This is a genomic window from Streptomyces sp. NPDC090083, from assembly GCF_044747445.1.
Classification (GTDB): domain Bacteria; phylum Actinomycetota; class Actinomycetes; order Streptomycetales; family Streptomycetaceae; genus Streptomyces.
The window spans coordinates 164,890-190,683 of record NZ_JBIVED010000014.1; the positions used below are offsets into that span (position 1 = coordinate 164,890).

21 protein-coding genes are annotated in these 25,794 nt (G+C 70.6%); 11 read left to right on the plus strand and 10 right to left on the minus strand.

Features of this window, described 5'->3' with window-relative positions; translation table 11 throughout:
- Positions 1-23: 23 nt before the first annotated feature.
- Together ACIPTO_RS36810 and ACIPTO_RS36815 are read right to left on the minus strand one after the other, a co-directional pair.
- Positions 24-1,259, minus strand: coding sequence for a hypothetical protein (locus tag ACIPTO_RS36810; protein WP_401199346.1), 1,236 nt, complete (start codon positions 1,257-1,259; stop codon positions 24-26).
- A 273-nt stretch (positions 1,260-1,532) separates the two neighbouring features.
- On the minus strand, positions 1,533-1,964 hold the full coding sequence (locus ACIPTO_RS36815) for a hypothetical protein (protein ID WP_366315495.1): 432 nt from the start codon (positions 1,962-1,964) through the stop codon (positions 1,533-1,535).
- Between the two features lie 247 nt (positions 1,965-2,211).
- On the opposite strand from ACIPTO_RS36815, the gene ACIPTO_RS36820 reads away from it, so the two are divergent.
- From ACIPTO_RS36820 to ACIPTO_RS36840, 5 genes are all read left to right on the plus strand, one after another.
- Positions 2,212-2,742, plus strand: coding sequence for a PadR family transcriptional regulator (locus ACIPTO_RS36820; RefSeq protein ID WP_401199348.1), 531 nt, complete (start codon positions 2,212-2,214; stop codon positions 2,740-2,742).
- A gap of 89 nt (positions 2,743-2,831) precedes the next feature.
- Positions 2,832-4,022, plus strand: a complete 1,191-nt coding sequence (locus tag ACIPTO_RS36825) for a DUF2306 domain-containing protein (protein WP_401199350.1) — start codon at positions 2,832-2,834, stop codon at positions 4,020-4,022.
- On the plus strand, positions 4,019-4,930 hold the full coding sequence (locus tag ACIPTO_RS36830) for a hypothetical protein (RefSeq protein WP_401199352.1): 912 nt from the start codon (positions 4,019-4,021) through the stop codon (positions 4,928-4,930). The genes ACIPTO_RS36825 and ACIPTO_RS36830 overlap by 4 nt, the downstream gene beginning before the upstream one ends.
- A 10-nt stretch (positions 4,931-4,940) precedes the next feature.
- On the plus strand, positions 4,941-5,933 hold the full coding sequence (locus tag ACIPTO_RS36835; RefSeq protein ID WP_401199354.1) for a sigma-70 family RNA polymerase sigma factor: 993 nt from the start codon (positions 4,941-4,943) through the stop codon (positions 5,931-5,933).
- Between the two features lie 74 nt (positions 5,934-6,007).
- On the plus strand, positions 6,008-6,565 hold the full coding sequence (locus ACIPTO_RS36840) for a dihydrofolate reductase family protein (RefSeq protein WP_401199356.1): 558 nt from the start codon (positions 6,008-6,010) through the stop codon (positions 6,563-6,565).
- A 104-nt stretch (positions 6,566-6,669) separates the two neighbouring features.
- On the opposite strand, the gene ACIPTO_RS36845 is transcribed toward ACIPTO_RS36840, so the two are convergent.
- A complete protein-coding gene (locus tag ACIPTO_RS36845) occupies positions 6,670-8,034 on the minus strand; it encodes an FAD-dependent oxidoreductase (protein ID WP_401199358.1) in 1,365 nt (454 codons plus the stop codon).
- 171 nt (positions 8,035-8,205) lie between these two features.
- A complete protein-coding gene (locus ACIPTO_RS36850) occupies positions 8,206-8,964 on the minus strand; it encodes an SDR family oxidoreductase (protein ID WP_401199360.1) in 759 nt (252 codons plus the stop codon).
- Between the two features lie 268 nt (positions 8,965-9,232).
- On the opposite strand from ACIPTO_RS36850, the gene ACIPTO_RS36855 reads away from it, so the two are divergent.
- The 3 genes from ACIPTO_RS36855 to ACIPTO_RS36865 all read left to right on the plus strand — a co-directional run bounded on the left by ACIPTO_RS36855 (position 9,233) and on the right by ACIPTO_RS36865 (position 14,552).
- The gene (locus tag ACIPTO_RS36855; RefSeq protein ID WP_401199362.1) at positions 9,233-11,953 is read left to right on the plus strand and encodes an MGH1-like glycoside hydrolase domain-containing protein; all 2,721 of its coding nucleotides are present in this window, start codon (positions 9,233-9,235) and stop codon (positions 11,951-11,953) included.
- On the plus strand, positions 11,950-13,428 hold the full coding sequence (locus ACIPTO_RS36860; protein ID WP_401199364.1) for an alpha-amylase: 1,479 nt from the start codon (positions 11,950-11,952) through the stop codon (positions 13,426-13,428). The genes ACIPTO_RS36855 and ACIPTO_RS36860 overlap by 4 nt, the downstream gene beginning before the upstream one ends.
- Positions 13,429-13,625: 197 nt before the next feature.
- Positions 13,626-14,552, plus strand: a complete 927-nt coding sequence (locus ACIPTO_RS36865; protein ID WP_401199366.1) for a hypothetical protein — start codon at positions 13,626-13,628, stop codon at positions 14,550-14,552.
- 102 nt (positions 14,553-14,654) lie between these two features.
- On the opposite strand, the gene ACIPTO_RS36870 is transcribed toward ACIPTO_RS36865, so the two are convergent.
- Positions 14,655-15,110 carry a MarR family transcriptional regulator gene (locus ACIPTO_RS36870; RefSeq protein WP_366315473.1) on the minus strand — a complete coding sequence of 152 codons (456 nt, stop codon included), beginning with the start codon at positions 15,108-15,110 and terminating at the stop codon, positions 14,655-14,657.
- A gap of 177 nt (positions 15,111-15,287) precedes the next feature.
- On the opposite strand from ACIPTO_RS36870, the gene ACIPTO_RS36875 reads away from it, so the two are divergent.
- Positions 15,288-16,745, plus strand: coding sequence for an MFS transporter (locus ACIPTO_RS36875; RefSeq protein ID WP_401199368.1), 1,458 nt, complete (start codon positions 15,288-15,290; stop codon positions 16,743-16,745).
- A 245-nt stretch (positions 16,746-16,990) separates the two neighbouring features.
- The gene (locus tag ACIPTO_RS36880) at positions 16,991-17,788 is read left to right on the plus strand and encodes a hypothetical protein (protein ID WP_401199370.1); all 798 of its coding nucleotides are present in this window, start codon (positions 16,991-16,993) and stop codon (positions 17,786-17,788) included.
- 30 nt (positions 17,789-17,818) lie between these two features.
- Here the strand turns inward: ACIPTO_RS36880 and ACIPTO_RS36885 are convergent, their stop codons facing one another.
- Positions 17,819-18,238 carry an ATP-binding protein gene (locus ACIPTO_RS36885; RefSeq protein WP_401199372.1) on the minus strand — a complete coding sequence of 140 codons (420 nt, stop codon included), beginning with the start codon at positions 18,236-18,238 and terminating at the stop codon, positions 17,819-17,821.
- Positions 18,239-18,535: 297 nt separating this feature from the next.
- Between ACIPTO_RS36885 and ACIPTO_RS36890 the strand changes: the two genes are divergently transcribed.
- Positions 18,536-19,633, plus strand: a complete 1,098-nt coding sequence (locus ACIPTO_RS36890; RefSeq protein ID WP_401199374.1) for a PP2C family protein-serine/threonine phosphatase — start codon at positions 18,536-18,538, stop codon at positions 19,631-19,633.
- A gap of 78 nt (positions 19,634-19,711) precedes the next feature.
- On the opposite strand, the gene ACIPTO_RS36895 is transcribed toward ACIPTO_RS36890, so the two are convergent.
- The 4 genes from ACIPTO_RS36895 to ACIPTO_RS36910 all read right to left on the minus strand — a co-directional run bounded on the left by ACIPTO_RS36895 (position 19,712) and on the right by ACIPTO_RS36910 (position 25,782).
- Positions 19,712-20,659 (minus strand): chitinase, encoded by a 948-nt coding sequence (locus ACIPTO_RS36895; protein ID WP_401199376.1) that lies wholly within the window; start codon positions 20,657-20,659, stop codon positions 19,712-19,714.
- A gap of 283 nt (positions 20,660-20,942) precedes the next feature.
- On the minus strand, positions 20,943-22,112 hold the full coding sequence (locus ACIPTO_RS36900) for a permease (RefSeq protein ID WP_401199378.1): 1,170 nt from the start codon (positions 22,110-22,112) through the stop codon (positions 20,943-20,945).
- Positions 22,113-22,240: 128 nt separating this feature from the next.
- Positions 22,241-24,295, minus strand: a complete 2,055-nt coding sequence (locus tag ACIPTO_RS36905; RefSeq protein ID WP_401199380.1) for a beta-galactosidase — start codon at positions 24,293-24,295, stop codon at positions 22,241-22,243.
- Between the two features lie 146 nt (positions 24,296-24,441).
- Positions 24,442-25,782, minus strand: a complete 1,341-nt coding sequence (locus ACIPTO_RS36910; protein ID WP_366315457.1) for an extracellular solute-binding protein — start codon at positions 25,780-25,782, stop codon at positions 24,442-24,444.
- Positions 25,783-25,794: the final 12 nt, after the last annotated feature.

The following is a 25,794-nucleotide window of genomic DNA, read 5'->3' on the forward strand; positions in this document are numbered from 1 at the left end:
TCCCCGGCCCCGACGCCGAACGCCTACCGCTCCTCGGCCGGGCGGACTCCGTCACTCGGCGGATCGCCCTGGTCGCTGTCGGTCGGTGCCGCCGGGCGCAGCGCCTTCGTCGCGTCCCTCAGCCGGCCGAACGTCCGCTGGAACGGCGACCCGCCCGTCAGCGGCGGAGCCCCGGGCACGGCCGCGGCACCGGCGGACTCGCGCAGCGCGGCCAGTGCCTCGTTGGCCCGGTCCGCGGACTCCCGGTACAGGTCGCGGGACTTGGTCATCGCCTCCAGCGCCTCGGCGTACATGGCCACGAGCCTGCGCTCCCGCGCCAGTTCCTCGTCCATCGTCATCAGGCTCCACTGCTCGCGGAGCGCGGTGACGGCGGCCTGGCCGCCCTCCGGCAGGGGACGCTCGGAGGCGGCGTAACGGCAGAGCGCGTCGATGAGTTCGGTGGGTTCGGAACCGTCGAGGAAGACGCTGCGCACGGAGAACTCGCGCACGTCGTAGGAGTCCGCCACCGGGCTGGTCGGCAGCACCACGGCACCGCCGCGCGGCACCTGGAAGTCGAACTCGCGCAGCAACGCCCAGTTCACGGAGCGTAGTTGATCCGGGGTGGCCCGGTGTTCGACCACACGGTCCTGGAGACTCGCGGGCAGCATCCGCGCCAGGGGCAGCCGGCCGCGCGCGTCCGGGGTCATCGCCTCGTGCACGACGACGTGGATGCTCCAGCCGTCCTGCGCACAGCCGCGGAACAGGCGCCGCAGCTCCTTCTCGTCGGACGGCAGCGGGTTGACCTGCCGGAAACGCAGGCCCGGAACCGTCACGTGGTCCCAGCCGGCGTCCGCGTCCTCGGGCCAGAACACGGTCGCGGGGGAGGGCCACCGCAGGTCCCAGCCCCGCTCGGCCTCGGCGACCAGGATCCACTCCCGCCCTTCGGCGGCGGGCGAGGCCGCGGAGCCGGTGCCGGGTTCCGGGACGTGCGGGAGCGTCAGCCGCGCCCGTACGGTCACCGTTCCCTCGACCCGCCATCGTGCCTCGAAGACCCGGTCGCGCGGATCACCAACCGGAACGTGGTCCTGGTCCGGGCCGGTGTCCCGGTCCCGGTCCTGGTCCTCGTCCGGTTCCAGGTGGTCGTCGATGACCTCGCGGTCCTTGAGTCGCTGCAACTGCCGCCGTACGACATCCGCGGCGTCGTCGTCCCCGACATGGCGGCCGCGGGCGAGCCAGACCGTGTGAGGGATCAGGGGCGGAGCTGTGGAGGAGTTCGACATAGGCCAATCTGCGTGCGGGGGCGGTACTGACCCACCAGTATCACCGTCGGAGATCTTGGCGGGTCAAGCGGGGGCCGAGCAGGGGTGGTGAAGTCTCGTATGCCCGGTTTTTCGGCGATACCGCGCGAGCATACGCGCGGGGTGTGATCCGTTCACTCCGGGCGGCCGGGTTTCACGCGTGTCTGTGACCTGGCCCGGTCCGCACAATGAGGGGGCGGACGGGACCCGCCCACCATCCGCTCGGGGCGGGTCCCTTCCGTGTGTCACCGGGTCTCACCGCCGTCGACGCCTGTCCGGGCCGCCCGACCGGGACGGGGCGCCCGGTGGCGGCGCGGGCGCGCTGAAGCCGGCCGGAACCGACCGCACGCCCGGCGCGGACGGCACCTCCAGAGGGACGACGGTCTCCTCGCGGGGCGGGCGGGTCCGCGGTGCGGGGCGGCCGACGACACGGGTGTGCGACATCAGCGAGGCGCAGGCCGCGCACACCTCGGCCAGGGTCCACACCTGGCCGACCGCCGGATCGTGGCGCAGTACGAGCAGCACCGAGCCCGAGCAGTCGACCCGGGTCCCCTCGTGCGCCGCGCACCGCTGACGACGGCAGCCGCAGGCCGCGTCGGGGCGGACGGTGGCCGCTCTGACATGGGCCGCCGCATGGGCTTCGGCGAAGCGGCGCAGGGCCGCGATGTCCCGCGACCGGGCCGGCATGCCGCACCCGGAGGAGCAGCTGACCGACGCGGTACGGTCGCGGTGACCTGTGATGCGAATAGTCCAGGTACGCCCGGGCCTGCGGGCTGATGGGGCGTCAGGGTACGCGAGAGCCAAGACCACAGTTCCTTATGTAGTGGAGGTGTTCACGCGGAGAAGGCGCTGAGTTAAGAACTACCCGTCGTGGGGCAGTTCAGAGCATTTACGGCCCTCAAGTATTCGTTCGACACCGCGATACGGTCGGCGCATGTCTGACGTGCGGCTCACCACCTCCTCCTTCCTCGTCCTCGGCATCATCGACAAGCTGGGCGAGGCGAGCCCGTACGACGTGAAGGTCGAGGCCGCGCGGACGGTCGCGCCGTTCTGGTCGGTTCCGCACGCGCAGGTGTACGCGCAGTGCGACCGGCTGCTGGCGGCGGGGCTGCTCTCCCAGGTGCGGCAGGAGAGCGGCCGCAACCGCCGGGCGCTCACCCTCACCGACCAGGGCCGGACCGTCCTGCGGGGCTGGCTCGACGACCCGGAGTTCGTGCCGGTCGAGGCCAGGGAGCGCGGCATCCTCAAGCTGTGGTTCGGCGGCCGGCCCGACGTCCTCGCCCCCGTCCAGCTCGGCGAGCACGAGAAGACCCTGCGCGACTACGAGGAACTCGCCGACGACGTGGGCGGGTTGCTGACCGCGGGGCAGCGCGAGGCGTTGGAGTTCGGCATCCGGTACGAACGGATGATGGTCGACTTCTGGCAGTGGGTGCGCCGGCGCGACGAACGCGCGCAGGACCGTTGACCCCGGCGGTGGCCGCCTCTAGCGTCTCGATAGTCCAGAAGAGACCATCGAGGGCCGGGCCGAGGCCCCGTGCCAGCAGGAGGGCCGCCGTGCGTCGTCCGACGAACAGCACCTGGCGCCGCGCCACGATGATCGCGGTGACGGCCGTGTGCGTGGCGTACGCGCCGATCGCGATGACCGAACTCTGGCCCTACGCCCGCCCCGGCGCCCCCGCCCTCGGTGAGTGGGTCATGGGCCGCGTCGTCAGTCCCCGCTACGTCACCGACGCCCTCGCGGGCCGCGTCGCGCCCTACCGGCACAGCCTCGTCCCGATGATCGTCCACTCGGTCCTCGGCGGCGTCCTCATGCTGCTCGGCCCGGCCCAGCTCCTCACCGCCGCCCGCCGGCGCACCCGTCTGCACCGCACGCTGGGCGTGGTCTTCGCGGTCACGGTGTACGTCTCGATGGCGGGCGCCGGGATCTACCTGGCGCGCACGGCGCCCGAGGACGCGTTCAGCGGCCCCGCGTTCTGGATCGTGCTGGCCACCATCCTGGTCGGCACCGTCCTGAGCGTGACCTTCGGCATCCTCACCGCGATCGGCGGCCTTCCCGACCTGCACCAGCGCTGGATGCTCCTCTGCTACGCCTTCCTCCTCACCGCACCGCTGCTCCGCCTCGAATGGGGCTTCCTGCCACGGCTGTTGCCCGGTCTGACGATGGAACAGATCAACCAGGTGGCGATCGCGCACCTGGGCTCGGTGGTCGTGCTCGGCGCGCTGATCGCCTCCCGCGCCCGCGACCGCCGCACGACGGTCGCGGGTGTGTCGGGGTCCTGGGCGCCGCTGCCCGTGCTCGCCGTCGCGCAACTCGCAGGTGGCGCAGCCCTGTTGTGGATCGCGCGCTCGTATCTCGACTTCGGCGCGACCGGACGGCGCCTGCTGTGGGCCTATCTCCTTCCCTACGCGGTCGGTTACGCCGTGATGGCCGTCAACGCCCGCCGCGCCGGACGTCAGGGGCGGCACTGGGCACGGGAGGAGTGGCGGCTGCATCTGACCGCCCTGTGTCTGGCACCGGTGCTGTCGGCCGGTGCGGCTCCCGTGTTCCAACGCGCCCTGGGACTCGACCGGTTGACAGCCCTGTCGGCCGGTGTCGCCATCGGCTGCGGCATGCTCGCGTTCGCGGCGACCACGGTCGTGAGCCTGCGCGTCATGTACGCCCGCGAGCTGCTCAAGCGCACGGCGCCCGCACCATCGGCCTCGACGTCCCGTCTGTCCACGCCGGTTGCGCAGGCCCGCCCATGACGGACGCACCGGAGCGGGGCGCTACGGACGGCGGGCGTCCCCTCACGGCCGGGGTCGTCATCCTGGCCACCACCGTCGCGGTCGTGAGTCTCCTGGTCGGCGGAGTCCTGTCCGCGGTGAGTCTCACCGGGCATGTCCTCGGCGCGTGGTCCTCGCCCGAGTCCGTTAGTCCGGGGCTGATCGGCGCGGCGATGCTGGGCACCGCGCCGGGCCTGTTCACCGTCGCCAAGGCGCGCCGGTGGGAGGAAGTGCGCACGTTGGTCCTCCCGTTGGGGATCGTGCTCGTCGGGCTGTTCGCCGTGGCGGTACTCGACGCGGGGCGGCTGTACATCGCGCGCGGCGGCCCGATCGTCTCCGTGCTGTTCAGCCTGGGCTGGCTGGCCACGCTGGGGCTGCTGAGCGTGGCCGCGCTGATCACCCTGACCTGGCAGCACCTCACCCCGGCCGGACCGCCTCCGCCCCGCACGACCCCGCTCCCTGCCTGGTCGAAACCCCCGCTCGCCGTGCTCGGTTCGGCCTGGCTCGGCATCGGCGCGGGCCTGCTGACCCGGCCCTCCTTCTGGGCCGACTTCGTCCCCTGGACCGTGAACCGGGTCGACGCCCAGGCCCTCGGCGTCTGGGCGCTGGCCCTGGGTGTCGGTGTCCTCGGTGCGCTGGCCGAGGACGACCTCGACCGAACTCGCCCCGCCCTCCTGGCACTTCCCGGTACGGCGGTCGCCGCAGCGGTGGTGCTGGCCTTCCGCGCGTCCGTAGTCAACTGGTCCTCCGGCCCCGCCCTCAGCCTCGTCTGCATGGTGAGCGGCCTGTTCCTCGCGGGGGCGAGCGGACGGCTGCTGCTCGGTTCGGCCGGCAGGGACGAGAGTGCCGGGGCGGCTGCCGGGGCGGCCGGTCGCGGAACTCCTCGCTGAGCAGCCCGACTTGACGGACGAGCACGGAGCGGGTTCCCGGGACAGCGGGGACGTCAGCAGAGCCGTACGCCATGATGGGCGGGTGGACTTCGAGCCGTACCGGGGCGAACTCGTGGCGTACTGCTATCGGATGCTGGGCTCGTTCCACGAGGCCGAGGACCTGGTGCAGGAGACGATGCTGCGCGCCTGGAAGGCCCGCGACCGCTACGATCCCTCGCGCGCGTCCGTGCGGACCTGGCTGTACCGCATCGCCACCAACGTCTGCCTCACCGCGCTCGAAGGACGCGCGCGCCGCCCCCTGCCCTCCGGCCTCGGCGCCCCGGGCGACGACCCCGGCACACCGCTCACCCCCGCGACCGACATCCCCTGGCTCCAGCCCTTCCCCGACGCGCGCCACGACATGGAGGCCCGCGCCGACCTGCGGCTCGCCCTCGTCGTCGCCCTGCAGCGACTGCCCGCGCGGCAACGGGCCGTACTCGTGCTGCGCGAGGTGCTCCAGTTCAGCGCCGCAGAGGTCGCCGACCAGCTCGACACCACCGTCCCGGCCGTCAACAGCACCCTGCAGCGCGCCCGCGCCGCCCTCACGGACGTCGGCGACGACGACGCGATCACCGAACCGGACGACCCCGGGGCACGCGAGGTCGTCGACCGCTACCAGCGGGCGTTCGAAGCGGCCGATGTCCCCGCCCTGGTACGGCTGTTGGCCGACGCCGTGGTCCTGGAGATGCCGCCGGTCCCGCTCTGGTTCAGCGGCGCCGAGCACTACGGCGCGTTCATGCGCAGGGTCTTCGAACTCCGCGGCACCGACTGGACGTTGACGCGGCTGACATCCAACGGGCAACCTGCGCTCGCCGCGTACACGGCGGGCACCGACGGGGAGCGGTGGCTGCACAGTCTTCAGGTGTTCACGGTCACCGGTGGCCGCGTGACCCGCAACGTCGTCTTCACCGATCCCCGGGTGCTGGACACCTTCGAGCTGCCACGACGGATGTCCTCGAACTGACCCCGCGCACGGCGATGAGTTCGGCCGGTGCCACCGGTAGGTACGGGTGGGCACCGACCGAAAGGACACCCATCATGAGCGTCATCGTCATCCAGTTCACCACCCTGGACGGGATCGTCTCCGACCCCGACGGGTCCGCGGGCACCCCGGACGGCGGCTGGATCCTCCGCTACGGCCGCGACGAGATCGACGGCGACAAGTTCCGGCTGGGCGGCATCCTCGACGGCGGGGTCCTGCTGCTCGGCCGCAGGACCTGGGAGGCGTTCTCGCGGCTGTGGCCGGCCCGCGCCGACGCGTTCGCCGCGCGCATGAACGCCGCGCCGAAGCTGGTCGCGTCCCGCACCCTGACGGATGTGTCCGCGTGGGCGAACTCGAGCGTCCTCGACGGCGATCTCGTCGACGCCGTGAAGCGCGAGGAGCGGGACGTGATCGTCATCGGCAGCCTGCCCGTCGTCCACACGCTGATGGCGGAGGACATGGTCGACGAGTACCGGCTGATCACCTTCCCCACCCTCCTCGGCACCGGCGACCGCCTCTTCCCGGCGGGCGGTCCGCCCGTCCACCTGGAGTGCCTGACCCTGGAGAAGGCGGCCCACACCGTGTTCGCGCGGTACGGGAGGGCGGCGCGCTGAACCGCGCGAGGGGCCCGGCGGTCACGGCCGCCGGGCCCCTCGGGCTGAGCTTCAGCGGACTGCTTCCGCTGTACGGGACTGCTTCCGCCGTGCGAAGGCGGAGGTCAGGCGCCGCTGGCTCCGAGCATGTCCTCACGCTCGACGATCTTCACGCGCTCGCGGCCCTGCGGTTCGCCCAGTGCCTTCTCGGCGGCGTCCAGCTTGTACCAGCCGTCCCACGTGGTGAAGCGGACGTTCCGCTCGGCGAGGAACGCGTCCACGGACTCCGGTTCCGGCGAGACAGGCGTGTGCAGACGGCCGTTGACGTGGTCGTCGAGCAGGTTGGCGACCGTCTCGTTGGCGTCGCCCTTGGTGTGCCCGATCAGACCGACCGGGCCGCGGCGGATCCAGCCGGTGACATACGTCGACTGGAGGTGCTCGCCGGTCTCCTGGATGACGCGGCCGCCTTCGTCGGGGACGGTGCCCGAGTCGATGTCCCAGGGCAGTTTGGGGAGCTTGTCGGAGAGGTAGCCGACGGCGCGGTAGACCGCGGTGACGTCCCAGTCCTTGAACTCGCCGGTGCCCTTGACGTTGCCGGTGCCGTCCAGGGCGGTGCGTTCGGTGCGCAGGCCGGTGACTGTGCCGTCCTGGCCGAGGATTTCGGAGGGGGACTCGAAGAAGTGCAGGAACAGTTTGTGCGGGCGGTCGCCGACGTCGCGGATCGCCCAGTTCTCCAGGGTCTTGGCGACCATGTCGGCCTGCTTGTTGCCGCGCCGGGTGGTGATCGAGCCTTCGTCGTAGTCGATGTCCTCGGGGTCGACGATGACCTCGATGTTCGGTGAGTGGTCCAGCTCGCGCAGCTCCATCGGGGAGAACTTCGCCTGGGCCGGGCCGCGCCGCCCGAACACGTGGACCTCCAGTGCCTTGTTGGCCTTCAGGCCCGCGTGGACGTTCGGCGGGATCTCGGTCGGGAGGAGTTCGTCGCCGGTCTTCGCGAGGATGCGGGCCACGTCGAGCGCTACGTTGCCGACGCCCAGGACGGCGACCTTCTCCGCCTCCAGGGGCCAGGTGCGGGGGACGTCGGGGTGGCCGTCGTACCAGGAGACGAAGTCGGCTGCGCCGTAGGAGCCGTTGAGGTCGGTGCCGGGTATCGACATCTCACGGTCGGCCGTGGCGCCGGTGGAGAAGACCACCGCGTCGTAGAAGCTGCGCAGGTCGTCCAGGCTGATGTCGGTGGGGTAGTCGACGTTGCCGAAGAGGCGGATCTGTGGTTTGTCCAGGACCTGGTGGAGGGCGGTGATGATGCCCTTGATGCGGGGGTGGTCGGGGGCGACGCCGTAGCGGATCAGGCCGAAGGGCGCGGGCATGCGCTCGAAGAGGTCGATGGAGACGCCGGGTTCGGCGGCCACCTCGGACTTGAGCAGGGCGTCGGCGGCGTAGATCCCGGCGGGGCCGGCTCCGACGATGGCTACCCGCAGGGGGCGCGGCATGATCAGGTTCCCTTCGAGCGAAAACAGACGACTCGACGGGAAGCCTAAACTAAGGCATGCCTTACTCGGTATGCGGGTCCGGTCTATGACCCCATAAGGCCGACTTATGGGGTACCTAAGTCCTACGCATGGGTCGGCCGAGTCTCCCACACGTGCGGCGGACCGCCGGCCTCAGCCCGCCGGGCGGATGTGCACCACGTCCTGGACGACCTCCGGCGGTGTGCCGAGCAACTGGACCATCACCCGCGCGACCGTCGCGGAGGGGAGCGGCTTCATGGCTCCGACCCTGGCCAGATAGCCGTCCGCCTGCCACACGGGCGCGGCGCGCCGCCGGTCCTCGCCGGAGAAGTTCTCGGCGAACGCGCTGTCCGAGATCGAGCCCAGGAGCACCAGCGCGACCCGGATCCCGTCGCCGCGCAACTCCTTGTGCATCGCGGCGGTGAAGCCGTTCAGGCCGTGCTTGCCGGCCGCGTACATCGACATCAACGGCATGTGGTCCAGCGTGATCTCGGAGGAGATGTTGAGAATGTCACCCCCTCCGGCCGCCCGCAGCAGGGGCACCGCCGAGCGGATCGTGTGGATCGGGCCCAGCAGATTGGTGCCGATGCAGGTGTGGATGTCCTCGTCGGCCGTCTCCTCGATGGCGCGGATGCGGGCCACCCCGGCGCTGTTGACCAGGATGTCCAGCCGTCCGAACCGCTCCTCGACCCGGGCGAAGGCCGCGCGGACGCTGTCGCCGCTGCTGACGTCGGTCGGGATCGTCAGCACCGATCCGGTCATCTCCCGCGCCGCCGTCTCCAGCCGGTCGGCGCGGCGGGCGAGCAGGACCACGTCCGCCCCGTCCTCGGCGAGCTGCGCCCCCAGGGCCCGCCCCACGCCGGTCGAACCCCCGCTGATCACGGCGACCTTGCCCTGCATCGTGCCTGCCATGACGGCCTCCCCGACGAGACGGAACGAGTTCCGGCGATCGGGTGAGAGGCTACCTCTCGCTATGTGAGAACGCCATATCCGCGACAGAGGGCGGCAGTTGAGACCTCTCCGGACGATCGTCGGCCGTCGCCCCGGTCCTCGCGCGCTCCACCCGGACCCGGAGGTGAACGCGAGCGGACGATCCGCGGGACCGGCCCGGTATCCGTTGCCGTCGCGGGCCGGACGCCGGAGTCTTGTCGAAGGTGCTCGGCCACGAGGAGGACACGCGATGGGGACGAGCGGTGACACGCCGGATGCCGAGCGGCGACGGCTGGCCGAGGCGGACGAATCCGGGGTGCCCTGGCGCCGGTGGGGCCCCTATCTGAGCGAGCGCCAGTGGGGGACCGTACGGGAGGACTACAGCGAGAACGGCGACGCCTGGTCGTACTTCACCCACGACCAGGCCCGCTCCCGCGCCTACCGCTGGGGCGAGGACGGCATCGCCGGTGTCAGCGACGACAAGCAGCGGCTCTGCTTCGCACTCGCCCTGTGGAACGGTCGCGACCCGATCCTCAAGGAGCGGATGTTCGGGCTGACGAACTCCGAGGGGAACCACGGCGAGGACGTCAAGGAGTACTACTTCCACCTCGACAGCACGCCCACCCACTCGTACATGAAGTACCTGTACAAGTACCCGCAGTCGGAGTTCCCGTACGAGGACCTCAAGGCCACCAACAGGGCCCGTGGGCGCGGTGACTTCGAGTACGAGCTCCTCGACACCGGCGTCTTCGACGAGGACCGCTACTTCGACGTGTTCGTCGAATACGCCAAGGCCGGCCCCGACGACCTGCTGATCGAGATCACCGCGCACAACCGCGGCCCCGACGAGGCACCCCTGCACCTCCTGCCGACCCTGTGGTTCCGGCACACATGGTCCTGGGCCGGCGGCACCGCCGTACCGTCCCTCCGCCAGGAACCCGGCGGTCATCTCCGCGCCGACCACGAGGAGTTGGGCCCGCGCTGGCTGTACCGCGACACGGACGCGGAGGCCCTGTTCACCGAGAACGACACCAATAACGAGAAGATCTTCGGCAGTCCGAACGCCTCCCCGTACGTCAAGGACGCCTTCGACCGCCACGTCGTCGGCGGCGAGAGCGGAGCCGTCAACCCCGGCCGGACCGGCACCAAGGCGGCCGTCCACCACGTGCTCACCATCCCGGCCGGAGCGAGCGCCACGGTCCGCCTGCGCCTAGCCGCCACCGAACTGCCGGACTGGACCGCCGACTTCGACACGGTGATGGCCGCACGGCGCACCGAGGCGGACGAGTTCTACGACAGCATGACCACGCCCGGCACGTCCGCCGACGAACGCCGCCTGGTGCGACAGGCGTTGGCCGGGATGCTGTGGAGCAAGCAGTACTACTACCTCGACGTCGAGCGCTGGCTCTCCGAGCACGGTCTCGACCCGCTCGCCTCCGACCCCCGGGTGCGGAACAGCAACTGGTACCACATGGTCAACGACGAGATCATGTCGATGCCGGACACCTGGGAGTACCCGTGGTTCGCCGCCTGGGACCTCGCCTTCCACACCGTCGCCCTGTCGATGGTCGATCTCACCTTCGCCAAGGGCCAGTTGGACCTGCTGTTGCGTCGCCTCTACCTCCACCCCAACGGCCAGATCCCGGCCTACGAATGGAACTTCGGCGACGTCAACCCGCCCGTCCAGGCCTGGGCCACCCTGTTCCTCTACGAACTGGAGAAACACCGCACCGGCCACGGTGACCGCGCCTTCCTGGAGAACGCCTTCCAGAAGCTGATGAAGAACTTCAGCTGGTGGCTCAACCGCAAGGACGCCGACGGCAACAACGTCTTCCAGGGCGGCTTCCTCGGCCTCGACAACATCGGCGTCTTCGACCGCAGCGCCCCGCTCCCCACCGGCGGCCACCTCGACCAGGCCGACGGCACCGCGTGGATGGCGCTGTACTGCCAGAACCTCCTGGAGATCGCCATAGAGCTGGCCGTCGACAACCCCGTCTACGTCGAGCAGGCGCAGTCCCTGTTCGAGCACTTCGCGTGGATCGCCGTTGCCATGAACCGCGTCGGCGCCGACAACGCGAGCCTGTGGGACGAGGAGGACGGCTTCTTCTACGACGTGCTGCGACTGCCCGACGGTACGGCGACCCGGCTCAAGGTGCGCTCCCTCGTCGGCCTGATCCCTCTCGCCGCCACCAGCCTGGTCGGCGGCTGGGCGGACCAACGCTTCCCCGAACTGGTCGCGGGGGCACAGGAGTTCATGAAGCGCCATCCGGCCGTGGAGGCCACCATCTCCTCGCACGAGGCGCTGGGTCCGAACGCCGACGGCCGCTATCTGTTCGCCCTGTTCGGGGAGGACCGGCTGCGCCGCATCCTGTCCCGGATGCTCGACGAGGGCGAGTTCCTCGGCCCGCACGGCATCCGCTCGCTCTCCCGCCACCACGCCGAGCACCCGTACACCTTCGAGGTGCACGGCGAGTCGTACGGCGTCGGCTATCTGCCCGCCGAGTCCGACTCCGGGATGTTCGGCGGCAACTCCAACTGGCGTGGCCCCGTGTGGTTCCCGGTCAACCTGCTGCTGATCCGCGCCCTGTTGAACCTGCACGCCTTCCACGGCCCGGAGTTCACCGTCGAGTGCCCCACCGGCTCCGGCCGGCACCTCACCCTCTACGAGGTCGCCCGCGAGCTCTCCGACCGGCTCACGGCCACCTTCCTCAGCGACGCCGACGGACACCGTCCGGTGCACGGCGCCCAGACCAAGTTCGCCGAGGACCCGCACTGGAAGGACCTGATCCTCTTCTACGAGTACTTCCACGGCGACAACGGCGCCGGTCTCGGCGCCTCCCACCAGACCGGCTGGACCGGCCTGTCCGCCGTCACCGCCACCCTCTTCCACACCCTGGGCGACGAGGAGTGGTCGGCCCGGGGCCGCGACAGTCTCCGCCCGACGGGCGGCCGAGAGGAGCCCCTGTCATGACGGCCTGGCCCGAGCACCCGGTGATCTACGAGATCAACACCCTCGTCTGGCTGCGGGAGTTGAGCAGCCGCCACGGCCGTGTCGTCACGCTCGGCGAGGTCCCCGAGCCCGCCTGGGACGAGATCGCCCTCCCGGGCGTCGACGCCGTCTGGCTGATGGGCGTCTGGGAGCGCAGTCCGGCCGGGCTGGAGATCGCCCTGCGGGACGAAGCGCTCCAGGCGTCGTTCCGGGCCGCGCTGCCGGACCTGCGCCCGGAGGACGTCGTCGGATCGCCGTACTGCGTCCGTGACTACGTCGTGGACGCGTCCCTCGGCGGCCCGGAGGAGCTGGCGGCGGCCCGCGCCCAACTGGCCGCCCGTAGCGTGCGGTTGATCCTCGACTACGTCCCCAACCACGTGGCCCCCGACCATCCCTGGCTCACCCGGCGGCCCGGCTGTCTCGTCCAGGGCGGCCGGGACGACCTGGCCCGCGACCCCGCCGCCTTCCTCGAAGCCGGTGGCAGGGTCTTCGCCCGGGGCCGCGACCCGTACTTCGCCCCCTGGCCCGACGTCGTGCAACTCAACGCCTTCAGCGAGGAGTTGCGCACAGCAGCCGTCGACACCCTGGCCTCGATCGCCGACCAGGCCGACGGCGTCCGCTGCGACATGGCGATGCTGCTGATGACCGACGTCTTCGCGAAGACCTGGGGCGAACGGGCCGGCACGGCACCCGCCGAGGACTTCTGGCCGTACACGATCCCCAGGGTCCGCGCACACCACCCCGACTTCCTCTTCGTCGCGGAGGCGTACTGGGACCTCGAATGGGCCCTGCAACAGCAGGGGTTCGACCACTGCTACGACAAGCGGCTCTACGACCGACTGCTGCACGAGGGCGCGGAGTCGGTGCGCGCCCATCTCGGGGCCGACGCCGGTTACCAGCGCGGCCTGGTCCGCTTCCTGGAGAACCACGACGAACCCCGCGCCGCCGCCACCCTGTCACCCGAGCGGGAACGCGCGGCGGCCGTCACCATCGCGACCCTGCCCGGCGCGACGCTCTGGCACGAGGGCCAGTTCGAGGGGCGACGGGTACGCCCGCCGGTCTTCCTCGCCCGGCGGCCCGAGGAGCCCGTCGACGAGAAACTCCGCCTGTTCCAGCACCAGTTGCTCGCCGCCGTCGCCTCCTCGGGCATGCGTACGGAGGGGGAGTGGCAGCTGCTCGACTGCACGGGCTGGCCGGACAACTCCACCCACGAGAACCTGGTCGCCTGGTCCTGGATCGCCGCTTCCGGCCGCCACCTGGTCGTCGTCAATCTCTCCGCACAGCCGGCCCAGGGCCGGGTCCGCCTCCCGTGGACCGATCTGCGCGGCGCCACCCGTCAACTCACCGAACTGCTGGGCGACATGACCTATGAACGCGACGGCGACGAACTCGTCGACCAGGGCCTGTTCGTCTCGTTGGAGGGGTTGCATTGGCATCTTGTGACCGTGCTGCCCTGATCTTGACCCGTGGGTAACTGGTGAAGGATTGACGGGAGTTGTGAAAGGTGACAAGAATTCGGCTTGCTTCGCTGTGGCTACGCTGAGCGAAGCGCCGCGAGCGGTCCGGTAGCGCACGCCATCGATCGTTTCCCTCAGTGTGCCCGCCGCTCGCGTGCTGCCACCTCCCACACCTTTCACCATCGTCGAGGCTCACTTTGTCACGTTCGCAGCACCTTCGATCCCTGTCCGCTGTCGCGGCAAGCGCGTTCATCGCGGCTGCCGCCCCCGTGCTCGCGGCCGGTCCGGCGAGCGCCGCCGAGACCGGCGGCTGCCAGTCCGCCACCGTGCAGTACCGCATCATCGGTGCCGACGGAAACGTCGTGGGCGCGGACTGGACCTCGCAGAGCGGGTTCCTCCAGTGGAACACCGTGCCGGGCACCGTCGAGGTCCGGCTCGCCCCCGACCAGAGCGTCGGGGACAGCTGCAAGTACCCCGTCTCCCTCGCCGAGTACACGACCGAGGGCCCCACCTGGTACACCTCCGGCCACCAGACCATGGTCGACAAGGCCACGGTCTACCTCACCGCCAAGGACGTCGCAGGCGCGGACGACGCCCGGCACACCTGGCAGCGGCTGAAGGTCAAGTCCCCCGACTGCTACGGCCAGATCGACCTGTACGGCGACGACGTCACGTACGACGGCGGCACGGGCGAGGGCCACGGCCCCCTGCCCTACCAGCCCGACAACATCGCGACGCCGTACCACCTGATAGCCGCCTGGAACGGTGGCGACAAGAAGTGCACCCCCGGCACTCCGGAGTCGCCCACCCCGACGCCGACGCAGCCCGCCTCCGCGCCGCCCGCGACGCCGTCGACCCCGGCCGACAGCACGCCTCCCGCCGAGGAGTCGACCCCGCCGGCCAGCCCCAAGCCGTCGACGACGCCTCCCACCTCCGCGCACGTGCCGCCGCTCCAGTCGTCGCCCTCGCCCACTCCGAAGGCGACGCCGAACGGTGGCAACCAGCCGCTGGCGGAGACCGGTTCGAGCGCGCCGGTCGGTCTCATCGCCGGTGGTGCGGCCCTGGTGATCGCCGTCGGTGGCGGTGCGGTGTACCTGGCCGGCCGGACCCGCCGCTCGTCCTGACGCCGGAACGCCCTGCGTGAACCGGTCGCCCCGCCCCGTGCGTTGACACGGGGCGGGGCTCACGCGTGCTGTCGGTGGGCTGAGTTCACGCCTGCGCGGCGGTCACGGCCGCGGCCAGGGGCGCCCGCCGAGCCGTTCGATGTCGGTGTTGAAGCGTCGTAGAAAAGCCGCGAAGGCGTCGATGTCCTCGTCCGGCCAGTCGGCCATGACCTGGTCCAGGGACTGGACGAGACCCTCGCGTTCCTCGTCGAGCATCCGTGCGCCCAGCTCCGTGATGCGGAACTTGCGGGCCATGCCGCCCTGCGGGTCGGGAATGCGGTCGACCAGCCCGGAGCGCATCGCCGCCGCCGTCTGCCGGTTGAGGGTCGACGTGTCGAGACCGAAGGCATCGCTCAACTCGCCGATGGACATGGGTCCTTGGATACGGATCCGGCTCAGCAGGATGTAGGCGCTGCGCTCCAGCACGCCGTCCTTGCGGCGGCCGCCCTTCAGCGACAGCAGGCCGTGCCGACTGAGGAGCATCTGCTCGTACTCGACCTCGCGCGTGCGCCTGTCCATCGGTCCGCTGCCTCCTGCTTCCTGCCGATGCCGCCACCGTGTCCCGGGCCCGGGAGCGGCACGGCCCATCCTCCCACGACGGTATGCATCATCCAGATGACATGGCCGATACATACGATGTGTACGATGCATATTCCTTCACGTCCCGACTGAACAGACATGCCGAGGAGTCCCGTCATGGACGCCCCCCAGCCTTCAGCCCGCGCAGGCGGCGTGGTCGCCACGCTGGCCTTCGCCGGCACCACCGCGGCGATCATGCAGACGCTGGTCACCCCGCTCATCGCCGACCTTCCGGAGATGCTGCACACCTCGTCCTCGAACGCCGCGTGGGTGATCACCGCCACGCTGCTGGTGGCCGCGGTCTGTGTGCCGGTCGTCGGACGCCTCGGCGACCTGCTGGGCAAGCGCCGCATGCTGCTCGCGTGCTCCGTCCCGCTCATCGTGGGCTCGGTGGTCTGCGCGCTCTCGTCCTCCGTCGTCCCGATGATCGTCGGGCGCGGACTCCAGGGCATGGGCATGGGCATGGTCCCGCTGGGCATCGCCCTGCTGCGGGACGTCGTACCGCAGGAGCGGCTCAGCCCCTCCATCGCCCTGGTGAGCGCGTCCATGGGCATCGGCGGCGGACTCGGCCTGCCGATCGCCGCGGCCATCGCGCAGTACGCCAACTGGCGTGCCCTGTTCTGGGGTTCGGCCGCTCTCGCCCTGGTGGTCGCCACGCTGATCTGGTTCCTGATCCCGGACGTGCCGGCCGCCGCCAAGGGCCAGCGTTTCGACGCGCCCGGCGCCCTCGGCCTGGCCGTCGGCCTCGTCTGCCTGCTGCTCGGCATCTCCAAGGGCGCCGACTGGGGCTGGGGTTCGGCCACCGTGCTCGGCCTGTTCGCCGTCGCGATCGTGGCTTTCCTGGCCTGGGGCGTCTGGGAGCTGCGGACCAGTGACCCGCTGATCGACCTGCGGACGACGGCCCGCCCCCGGGTCCTGATCACCAACATCGCCTCGGTCTTCGTCGGCGTCGGCATGTACTCCAGCATGCTGGTCGTCCCGCAGCTGCTCCAGTTCCCCGAGGCCACGGGCTACGGCCTGGGTCAGTCGATGCTCGCGGCCGGTCTGTGGATGGCGCCCGGCGGCATCATGATGATGATCGTCTCCCCGCTCGGCGGAATGCTCACCAACGCCCGCGGCCCGAAGTTCACCCTGATCAGCGGTGTCCTGGTCATCACCGCGGGCTACGCCCTGTCGATGGGCCTGATGAGCTCCGCGTGGGGCCTGATGGTCGTCTGCATCGTCATCAACAGCGGCGTCGGCCTCGCCTACGGTGCGATGCCCGCGCTCATCATGAGTTCGGTCCCGCTCTCCGAGACCGCCGCGGCGAACGGCTTCAACACCCTGATGCGCTCCCTCGGCACCTCGATCGGCGCCGCGGTGATCGGCGTGGTCCTCGCCCAGATGACCACCACGGCCGGTGGCTACACCTTCACCTCCGAGGACGGCTTCCGCACGGGCCTGATCATCGGCGGCGGCGTCGCACTGCTGGCGGCCGTGGTCGCGGCGGCGATCCCCGCCGTACGGCAGACCCCGGCGGAGGAGAAGAAGGCGGAGCCGGTCGTGGCCCTCGAAGAGGCCGGCGCCGAGTCCTGACCCGACCGTAGGGAACACGCGGGGTCGCACTGCCCGGCGCCGACGGACCGTTGAACCGGTCCGGGGCGCCGGGCAGTGCGCTGTCCGGGCACCACCTCCCGCGCGGGGCAGCGCTGTTGCGGTGAGCCCCCTGCAACTGGTTCTACGTATGGATTGTTCAACGATCCCTCAATAGGATGGTTCAATATTCGGCCGTCCGTCGATGCGTGGACGCGGAACGGGCACCCAGCGGAGGGCGGAAGGACATGAGCCGAGATCAGGGCGATGAGGTCGACGACAATGGGCGGATCCTGTTCGGCGACGACCCGGCGCTGCGGCTTGAGCGCGTACTGATGGGACTGGAGACCGCGGACGGCACGGTCACCCTCGATCCCGCGCGGACCCGCCACATGCCCGTAGCCCTTTTCGAGTTCAGGCATGCCCGGGGCGTGGGCGACTTCGGGTACATGGTGCCGAAGGGGACTCCGCGCGACGGGATACCCGAGGAACCCCGTATCGAAGGCGCCATCCTGTCCGGCATGCGGCGCCTGCCGCCCGAGTTCCCCGACTCGCGCCCCGCCGACGCGCCACGATCCGACGGTGACGGGGGCCGCCCCGACAGCAACTGGCCCACCCTGTTGGACGAGCTGTGCATGCGCGAGACGCTGCGACGCGACCTCGACGAGGTCTCCCTCTTCATGGACCGCGGGTCGTCCGGCTACGCCGACCTGCGCTCCATCCCCGGATGGGAGCTGCACGAGGTACCCGACGAACAGCCGCGACTGGCGCAGCGCCTCGGCTCCCCCTACTCCCGGCTGGAACTGAGGACGCCCGGCGGCGAGATCTGCTCCCGCACCTGGGTCGCGCACGACCCCGAGTGGCGGGCCGCCGCCCTCCGTCACGGACACGTCGTGTGCCTGTGCGGCGTGGAACTGGGGATCCGCGCGCCGTACGCGATGAGCGACGCGCAGCACACCCCGGACATGCGCCACGAGTCCTTCCGCCGCGGCTGCGCGCTGGGCCTGACCGCCGGCGGGCTCGTCGCCTACGTCGACCACCGATGACCCGGCCGCTCCCCGACGCGTGCGGCCGGGTCAGACGGCCAGGATCGCGCGGACGCGCTTGCCGGCGCCGGTGACCGGGGTGACGTCCAGGCGGTGGGCCAGGCAGCGGACCATGGCCAGGCCTCGGCCGCTCTCGCCCTCGGCCGTCAGCGGCCGGACGTGCGGCGGAGCCGGGTTGTCGTCGTAGACCTCGACCGTGACGCGCTCGTCGGACACCTGGATGCGCAACCGGCACTCGCCGCGGCCGTGCTCGGTCGCGTTGGCGACGAGTTCGGACACGATGAGCGTCGCGTCGTCGATCCGCGACGCGCCCACCCGCTCGATCCGATGACGGGAGCGGGCGAGGAACTCCGAGGTCAGCCTCCGTGCCTGACCCGCCGACGTGGCCTCGTCCGGCAGCAGGTACTCCACGCGTACGGAACGCCTATGGGTACGCCGATGCGCACGCATGGCGAATCACTTCCCCTCCTAGGACGACCCGGTATCCCCGCGGCGCCACCGCACCGGGGCCGCGACATGGTGTGCGCGGCAGGTCCTGCACAAGTTCACTTGCCCTGAGTCCGTGATCGGCAACCGGGCGGTGTCATATGGTTGTCATCGATCAGGAAATGTCCGTTCTCGGACTCAATTGGGTAAAGCGTCGCGCGCGTCGAGGGGATTGCCTGGCAGCCTTGCGATGTCCAAAGGTGGGGGAGGGGCCCCTGCGGAAGGCGGCTCCCGAAAGCCGCGACGCCCTTGGAGTGGACCATGGCCGCAGCGAAGCCGCAGCGCAGTGTTCTCCTGCTGACCTGGCTGCCCGCCGCGGTGATGGCGGTGGTCGCGGTCGGCGACCTCGTCACGGGCCCCGGCCTCGGCTTCCTCCCGCTGGCCTCCCTCGGACCGGCCTTCGCGGGCCTGGTCGGCGGCTGGCGCCGCACCGCGTGGTTCGGTGCGGCGGCCCTCGCCCTGTGCGTCGGACTCGGCCTCTACGATGGCCTGTTCCAGGAACGCCGAGGCTTCCTGGCGATGGTGTCGGTCGTCGGCGTGACCGGCGCGGGCATCGCCGCCGCCGTGATGCGCGGCCGTCGCGAGGCCGAACTGGCCAGTGTGCGGTCCATCGCCGAGGTCGCCCAGCGTGTGCTGCTGCGGCCCGTACCGCTGACCGCGGGACCGCTCCAGGCGGCGGTGTCGTACACCTCGGCCGTCGCGGAGGCCCGGATCGGCGGCGACCTCTACGAAGTGGTCGCCTCCCCGCACGGCGTGCGGGTCATCGTCGGTGACGTCCAGGGCAAGGGCCTGGCCGCTGTCGAGACGGCCGCCGTGGTGCTCGGCGCGTTCCGCGAGGCGGCGCACGACGAGTCCGATCTCGTCGGACTCGGCGAACGCCTGGAGCGCAGTGTCTCGCGGGTGCTGTCCGACGAGAAGTTCGTCACCGCCGTCCTCGCCGAGATCGGCACCGACCATGAAGTGCTCTTCCTCAACTACGGCCACCCGCCACCGATGGTCGTACGGCACAACGGCACCGCCGACTTCCCCGTCCCGCCCTTCTACGCCCCGCCGCTCGGCCTGGGCGGTGCCCAGGGCGGCGAGACCCCGAAGCCGTTCTCCGTGCGTTTCGCCCCCGGCGAGCAACTGCTGCTGTACACCGACGGTGTCACCGAGGCCCGCGACGACCGCGGCACCTTCTATCCGCTGGGGGAGCGGGCGCACCTGCTGAAGGAACCGGACGCGCAGAGCGCGCTCGACTCCCTCCGCGAGGACCTGGTCCGCCACACGGCGGGCCCGCTCCACGACGACGCCGCGATGCTCCTGCTGCGCTACCACGGCCACGCGACCACGACGGGGGACGAACCGCCCGTCCGGTGAGCGGGGCAGGGCGTGGGGCGCCGCATGGTCCGGCCCGCCGCCGCCCGGGGAGGGGAGCCGGCGGGCCGCGGCCAGCCGCTAGTGGTGGTCGCCCGAGCCGCGTGTGAACGACGTGAAGGTGTGGCTGAAGTACCAGGTGTCCTGCGCGATCCCGGAGCAGTTGTTGGCGCCCCCGGTGCCCACGCAGCCGCCGTTGTCGCGCTGGAGCGCCCAGAAGGACAGGGTGTTGATGCCCCGGGCGGCGGCCCAGTTCCGCACCGTGACCGCGTTCTGCGTGGTGAAGGTCTCCGCCGGGCCGAAGTCGTCGATGCCGGGCATCTCGGTGACGCCGATCGTCTTCCACAGCTTCGCCGGGTTCGACTTCGTGTGGAGCGCGGCGAGTTGGGAGTGCAGACCGGTCGCGGCGGTCTTGGTGTCCTGCGCCATGTCGTGCGCGGCGCCGTCGTAGTAGTCGAACGTCATGATGTTGACGACGTCCACGCGCGCGCCGTTGTCGACCGCGTTCTGCAGCAGGGCCACGCCGTTGGGCGCGAGACCGGTGGTGGTCGTCGGCAGCGTGTAGGAGAACTCCACGCTGCGGCCGGTGCGTTCGGCCCAGCGCTGCACCTTCGCGATCGCCTTGTTGCGGCGGTCGACGCCGGCCGTGTTGTTGATCGAGTCGGCCTCGATGTCGAGGTCGATACGGCTCACGCCGTACGTCGTCACCAGGCTCTCGTAGACCTTGGCGATGGCGTCCACATCGGTGCAGCTGTCAGCCAGTTCGGTGTTCGTGGTGTCCGCGCTGTAGCCGCCGAAGGACGGGATGACGTTGCCGCCGCGCGCCTGGATCGTGGCGATGTCCTTGCCGAACGTGGACTTCGCGATCGGCTGGGCGGGCTGGCCGTTCCAGTACGCCGTGCACGAACCGGGTGCCTCGGTCTGCAGGAAGGCCATCGTCAGGTACTTGTTGCCGGACGCGGCGGCGAGCGCCGCCGGGCTCTCACCCGTCCACGCCTCGAAGTACGGCGCCGCCACATGGTCCGGCATGGGCCGCGCCCGGTGCGAGGCGTCCGCGGCACCCCCGCCGAGAGCGACTAGCCCCGTGGACAAGGCGGTTACGGCCGCGCAGGACAGTGACGCGCGGAGAAGCCCAGGTCGTCTCATTGACGCTCCCATGCTGAAAGGAGAGAAGCCGTCCCTGACCGGGACGAACAGCGACCATATTTGGACTAGACCAATCGTCTGTCAAGGTTCTTTACAGTGAACTGGCCGTGCCGGGAGGGGAATTCGACCCGGGACGCCTCGGGGCGCCACGGGTCGACGGGCTGGGCTAGTGGTGGTGCTCGTGCTCGTGCGGCTGCCCGCCCTGATCCGGTGAGCCGCTCATCATCCGCAGCATGGCCGGACCACCGCTGCGCAGGAACCGTACGACCAGACTCGCGGCGAGCAGCAGGAACGCGATGTTCAGCCAGGTCGTGTAGTTCCAGGTGATGCCGTCGTCGGGGATCTTGGCGTCGGCCTGGTCCGGGATCAGCCCCAGGCCCCCGAAGGCGAACTCGACGACATAGCCCGCGACGGCCATCGCCGCGAAGAAGGTGACCAGCAGGAAGCCGGCCATGCGGGCGCCGTAGTACTTCCGGTAGATGTTCAGGATCGGCAGGATCAGCAGATCGGCGTAGAGAAAGGCGATCACCCCGCCGAAACTGATGCCGCCCTTCCACAGCACCACCGCCAGGGGCACGTTGCCGATCGAGCACACGAAGGTCGCGATGGCCACCAACGGTCCGACGAGCGGGCCGACCAGCTTTGCGGCGAGCGGGTGGCCGGCGAGGAAGAAGGTGTTCCAGAAGCTGTCCGGCACCCAGGCGGCGATCGCCCCCGCGATCAGCAGCCCGGCCACCAGGTCGCGCAGGATCGCGGCCCACTCCATCACGAAGATGTGCGCGACGGACGTGAACCCGTCCCGCGAGAACAGCCGACGGGCGAAGCTCCCCTCGCCCCCGATCGACATGTCCATCGCCGCGTGCCCCTCCATGGAGCCGGCCAGCCCGCGCTCCGCCTGTTCCCGCGCCCGGTCCAGCAGCCGCTGCCGCAGGAAGAGCCGGAACAGCACCGCGAGCACGACGATCATGATCGGCCCGCCGGTGAACTCGGCCGCGGTGAACTGCCAGCCCATCAACAGGGCCAGGATCACGCCCAGTTCGACGACCAGGTTGGTCGAGGCGATCTCGAAGGTCATCGCGGCGGTGAAGTTCGCCCCCTTGCGGAACAGCGACCGTGCGAGCGCCACGGCCGCGTACGAACAGGACGACGAGGCCGCGCCGAGTCCGGCGGACAGCGCGAGCGTGCGCGGCCGGTCGTCGCCCAGCAGCCGTACGACCGTGGACCGGCGCACCACGGCCTGCACGACGGCGGAGAGCGTGAAGCCGAGGATCAGCGCCCAGGTGACCTCCCAGGTCATCGACCCGGCAATGGACAGCGCGTGCCCGATCGCTCCCATGAACCCGCCCCTCTTCGGTGTGCGTCAGGGGGGACTGTACCCCTAGGGGGTATCGCACGCAGGGAAGAAGTCGCGTCGGCGGGGCAGAAGCCGGCCCCCGGGCGGTGTCGCCCGGGGGCCGCGCGGGCTCAGCCGACGGGCCGGCGCACCACGGCGACGTCCCGGGGGGCGAGGACGGGGAAACCGTCCTCGCCCGCGCTGCCGACCAGGAGTTCGCCGGACAGGCCGGTCAACGGCACCGTGTCGTCCGTGCGGTTGACCAGGAACAGGTAGCGGCTGTCGGCGTTCCGGCGGACCGTCAGCTCCACGACACCCTGTGCGGAGTCCGGGAGTTCACTGCCGACACCGGCGGGGGCGAGCAGTTCCGGGAGGAGCTCGGCGAGGCCCTCGCGGCCCAGGCGGGTGGAGACGTACGCGGCCGAACCTCCGCCCACCGTACGGCGGGTGACGGCGGGGCGGCCCGTGTGGTCGCCGCTGCGGTAGTGGGCCAGCACCTCCACCTCGGGATCGGTCACCGTGATCCGGTCGGTCCACAGCGAGCCGGTGGCGGTGCCGTCGAGGTCCAGCTCGACCGTGTCGCCGTCGAGCAGCGGGCCGAACTCCTCGATGCGGATGCCCAGCAGGTCGCGCAGGGCGCCCGGGTAACCGCCGAGCCAGATGTGGTCGTTCTCGTCGACGACGCCGGAGAAGTAGGTGGAGACCAGGTGGCCGCCCTGCTCGACGTAGCGCGTGAGTTCCTTGGAGAGGGCCGCCGGGACCATGTGCAGGACCGGTGTGATGACCACGTCGTAGCGGTCGAGGGCGGTCTGTGCCGTGACGAGGTCGGCGCGGACGCCGAGGTCGAGGAGGGCGGAGTACCAGTCCAGCGCCTCCTGGCGGTAGTCGAGGCGGTCCGTGGGGTGCGAGTCCTGCTCGCTCGCCCACCAGGACTCCCAGTCGAAGACGATGCCGACCCGGGCCGTCTCGCGGTCGGAACCGGCGACGGGGGCCAACGTGCGCAGCGTGCGGCCGAGTTCGGCCACCGCGCGGAAGACCTCGCTGTCGGCCCCGGCGTGCGGGACCATCGCGGAGTGGTACTTCTCGGCGCCCGCCGCGGACTGGCGCCACTGGAAGTAGCAGACGGCGTCGGCACCGTGCGCCACGTGCAGCAGCGCGTCGCGGGCCAGGTCGCCGGGGCGCTTCGCGACGTTGACGGGCTGCCAGTTGACGGCGCTGGTGGAGTGCTCCATCAGGAACCACGGGCGGCCCGCGGAGATGCCGCTGACGAGGTTCGCGGAGAAGGACAGCTCGTCGCGGTCCTGTGAACCGGGCGTCACGTAGTGGTCGTTGGAGACGAAGTCGATCTCGGCGGCCCAGTCGGCGTAGTTCATGCCCTTGGTGCTGCCCATCACCATGAAGTTGGTGGTGACCGGCACGTCCGGCGTGATCTCGCGCAACAGGTCGCGCTCGGCGCGCAGATAGTCCTTGAGCGCGTCCGACGAGAAGCGCTTGAAGTCCAGTTGCTGGGTGGGGTTCGGGAAGGAGGCGGCCAGCCGGGGCGGCAGTATCTGCTCCCAGTCGCTGTACCGCTGGGACCAGAAGGCCGTGCCCCAGGCCTGGTTGAGCGTGTCGACGGTGGTGTAGCGGGCGCGCAGCCAGTCACGGAAGGCGCGGGCCGCGTCGTCGGAGTAGTCGTAGACGTTGTGGCAGCCCAGCTCGTTGGAGATGTGCCAGGCGGCCAGCGCCGGGTGGTTGGCGTAGCGCTCGGCCACCTTCCGCACCAGACGCAACGCGTGGTCGCGGAAGACGGGCGAGGTGGGACGCCAGTGCTGACGGCCGCCGGGCCACAGGGTCTCGCCGGAGGCGGTCACCGGGAGGATCTCCGGGTGCTCCGTGCTCAGCCACGGGGGCGGGGAGGCGGTGGCGGTGGCGAGGTCGACGCCGATGCCGCCCGCGTGCAGCAGGTCCATGATCTCGTCGAGCCAGCCGAAGTCCCATGCGTCGCGGGTCGGTTGGATGCGGGCCCAGGAGAAGATCCCCACGGACACGATGTTGACGCCGGCCTCGCGCATCAGCCGGATGTCCTCGTCCCACACCTCCCGCGGCCACTGCTCCGGGTTGTAGTCGGCGCCGTAGGCGAGGCGGGGCGTGGTGGGTTCACCGTCCGGCCCGTGCCGCAACTGGGACAGGAGGGTGGAGATCATGGTGGTCCTTCCGGTTACTGCACAGGCGGTACGAGGTGCGTGCTGCGTGATGGATCCCGGGCGGCCGCCGCCGGGCGGACTGCTGCTCGGCGGCGGCTCCCGAGGAGATGCCGGTCACCGCTGGGTGCCGGTCGCTCCGGGCGGGGTCACTTGTTGACGGTGAAGCCCTGCTCGTTGCCGTACTTGACGGAGGCGTCCTGCCAGCTCTTCAGACCCTGGGCCAGCGTCGTACCGGAGATGTACGCCTTGCCGACGGTGTCGTTGAAGATCGAGTTGGCGTACTGCTGGAAGGGCAGGTACGACCAGTCGGACGCGACCTCGGACGCGGACTGGGCGAAGATCTGGTTGGCCTTCTGCCCGCCGAAGTACGGGAACGTCTTGTTCTGGAACGCGGCGGACTGCTGCTCGGCCTTGGTGGCCGGGAAGGCACCCTCGTCGACCCGGGTCTGGACGCCCGCGCCGGCGTTGGCGTACTGGACGAACGCGTAGGCGAGTTCCTTGTTCTTGCCCAGGGTGGGCAGGGTCAGGGAGCTGCCGCCGTTCTCCGCGCTGGCCTTGCCGCCCGCGGTCCACTGCGGCATGGGGGCCGCGCGCCAGTCACCGGAGGCACCGGCGACACCGCTGACGAAGTTGGCGGGCATCCAGGCGCCGGTGGTCAGGGTGGCGATGGTGCCGTCACCGAGGCCCTTGTACCAGTCGTCGGTCCAGCCGTTGATCGGCGCGAGGAGCTTCTCGTCGATCAGCTTCTGCCAGGTCTCCGTGTACTTCTTGGCGCCCGCGTCCTCGAAGTTGACCGTCACCTTGGTGCCGTCGACCTTGTACGGGCGCGAACCGGCCTGCCACAGCATGCTGGTGGTGAAGCCCGCGTCACCGGCGTCGTTGGCGATGTACGCCTTCGGGTCGGCCTTGTGCAGCTTGCGGGCCGCGACGACGTACTCGTCCCACGTGGTCGGGACGGCGATCTTGTACTTGTCGAAGACCTTCTTGTTGTAGAACATCGCCATCGGGCCCGAGTCCATCGGCAGACCGTAGACCTTGTCGCCGTCGCTCACCGCGTTCCACGGGCCGGCCGTGTACTTGGAGGCCAGCTTGTCGGCGCCATAGGGCGAGAGGTTGGTGAGGCCCTTGGTGAGGGAGTACTGGCTCAGCGCGAAGTACTCGACCTGGGCGACGTCGGGAACGCCCTTGCCGGCCGCGATGGCGTTCGACAGCGCGGTGTAGTGCTTGTCGCCGGAGCGGTCGCTGACCAGGTTGATCTTGACCTTGGGGTACTTCTTCTGGAAGTCGGCCGCGACCGTCTTCAGCGTGGGCTCCCAGGCCCAGACCGTGACCGAGCCGCCCTTCTTGAGAGCCGCCTGGATGTCCGAGGCGGAGACGGCCTTCGTGCTGGAGCTGTCGTCACCCGAGCCGCCGCAGGCGGTCGACCCCAGGGCGAGGACGGAGAGGATGGCCATGCCGCGCAGCAGGCGGCTGGTGGTTCTGCGCATGGAGGTGCTTCC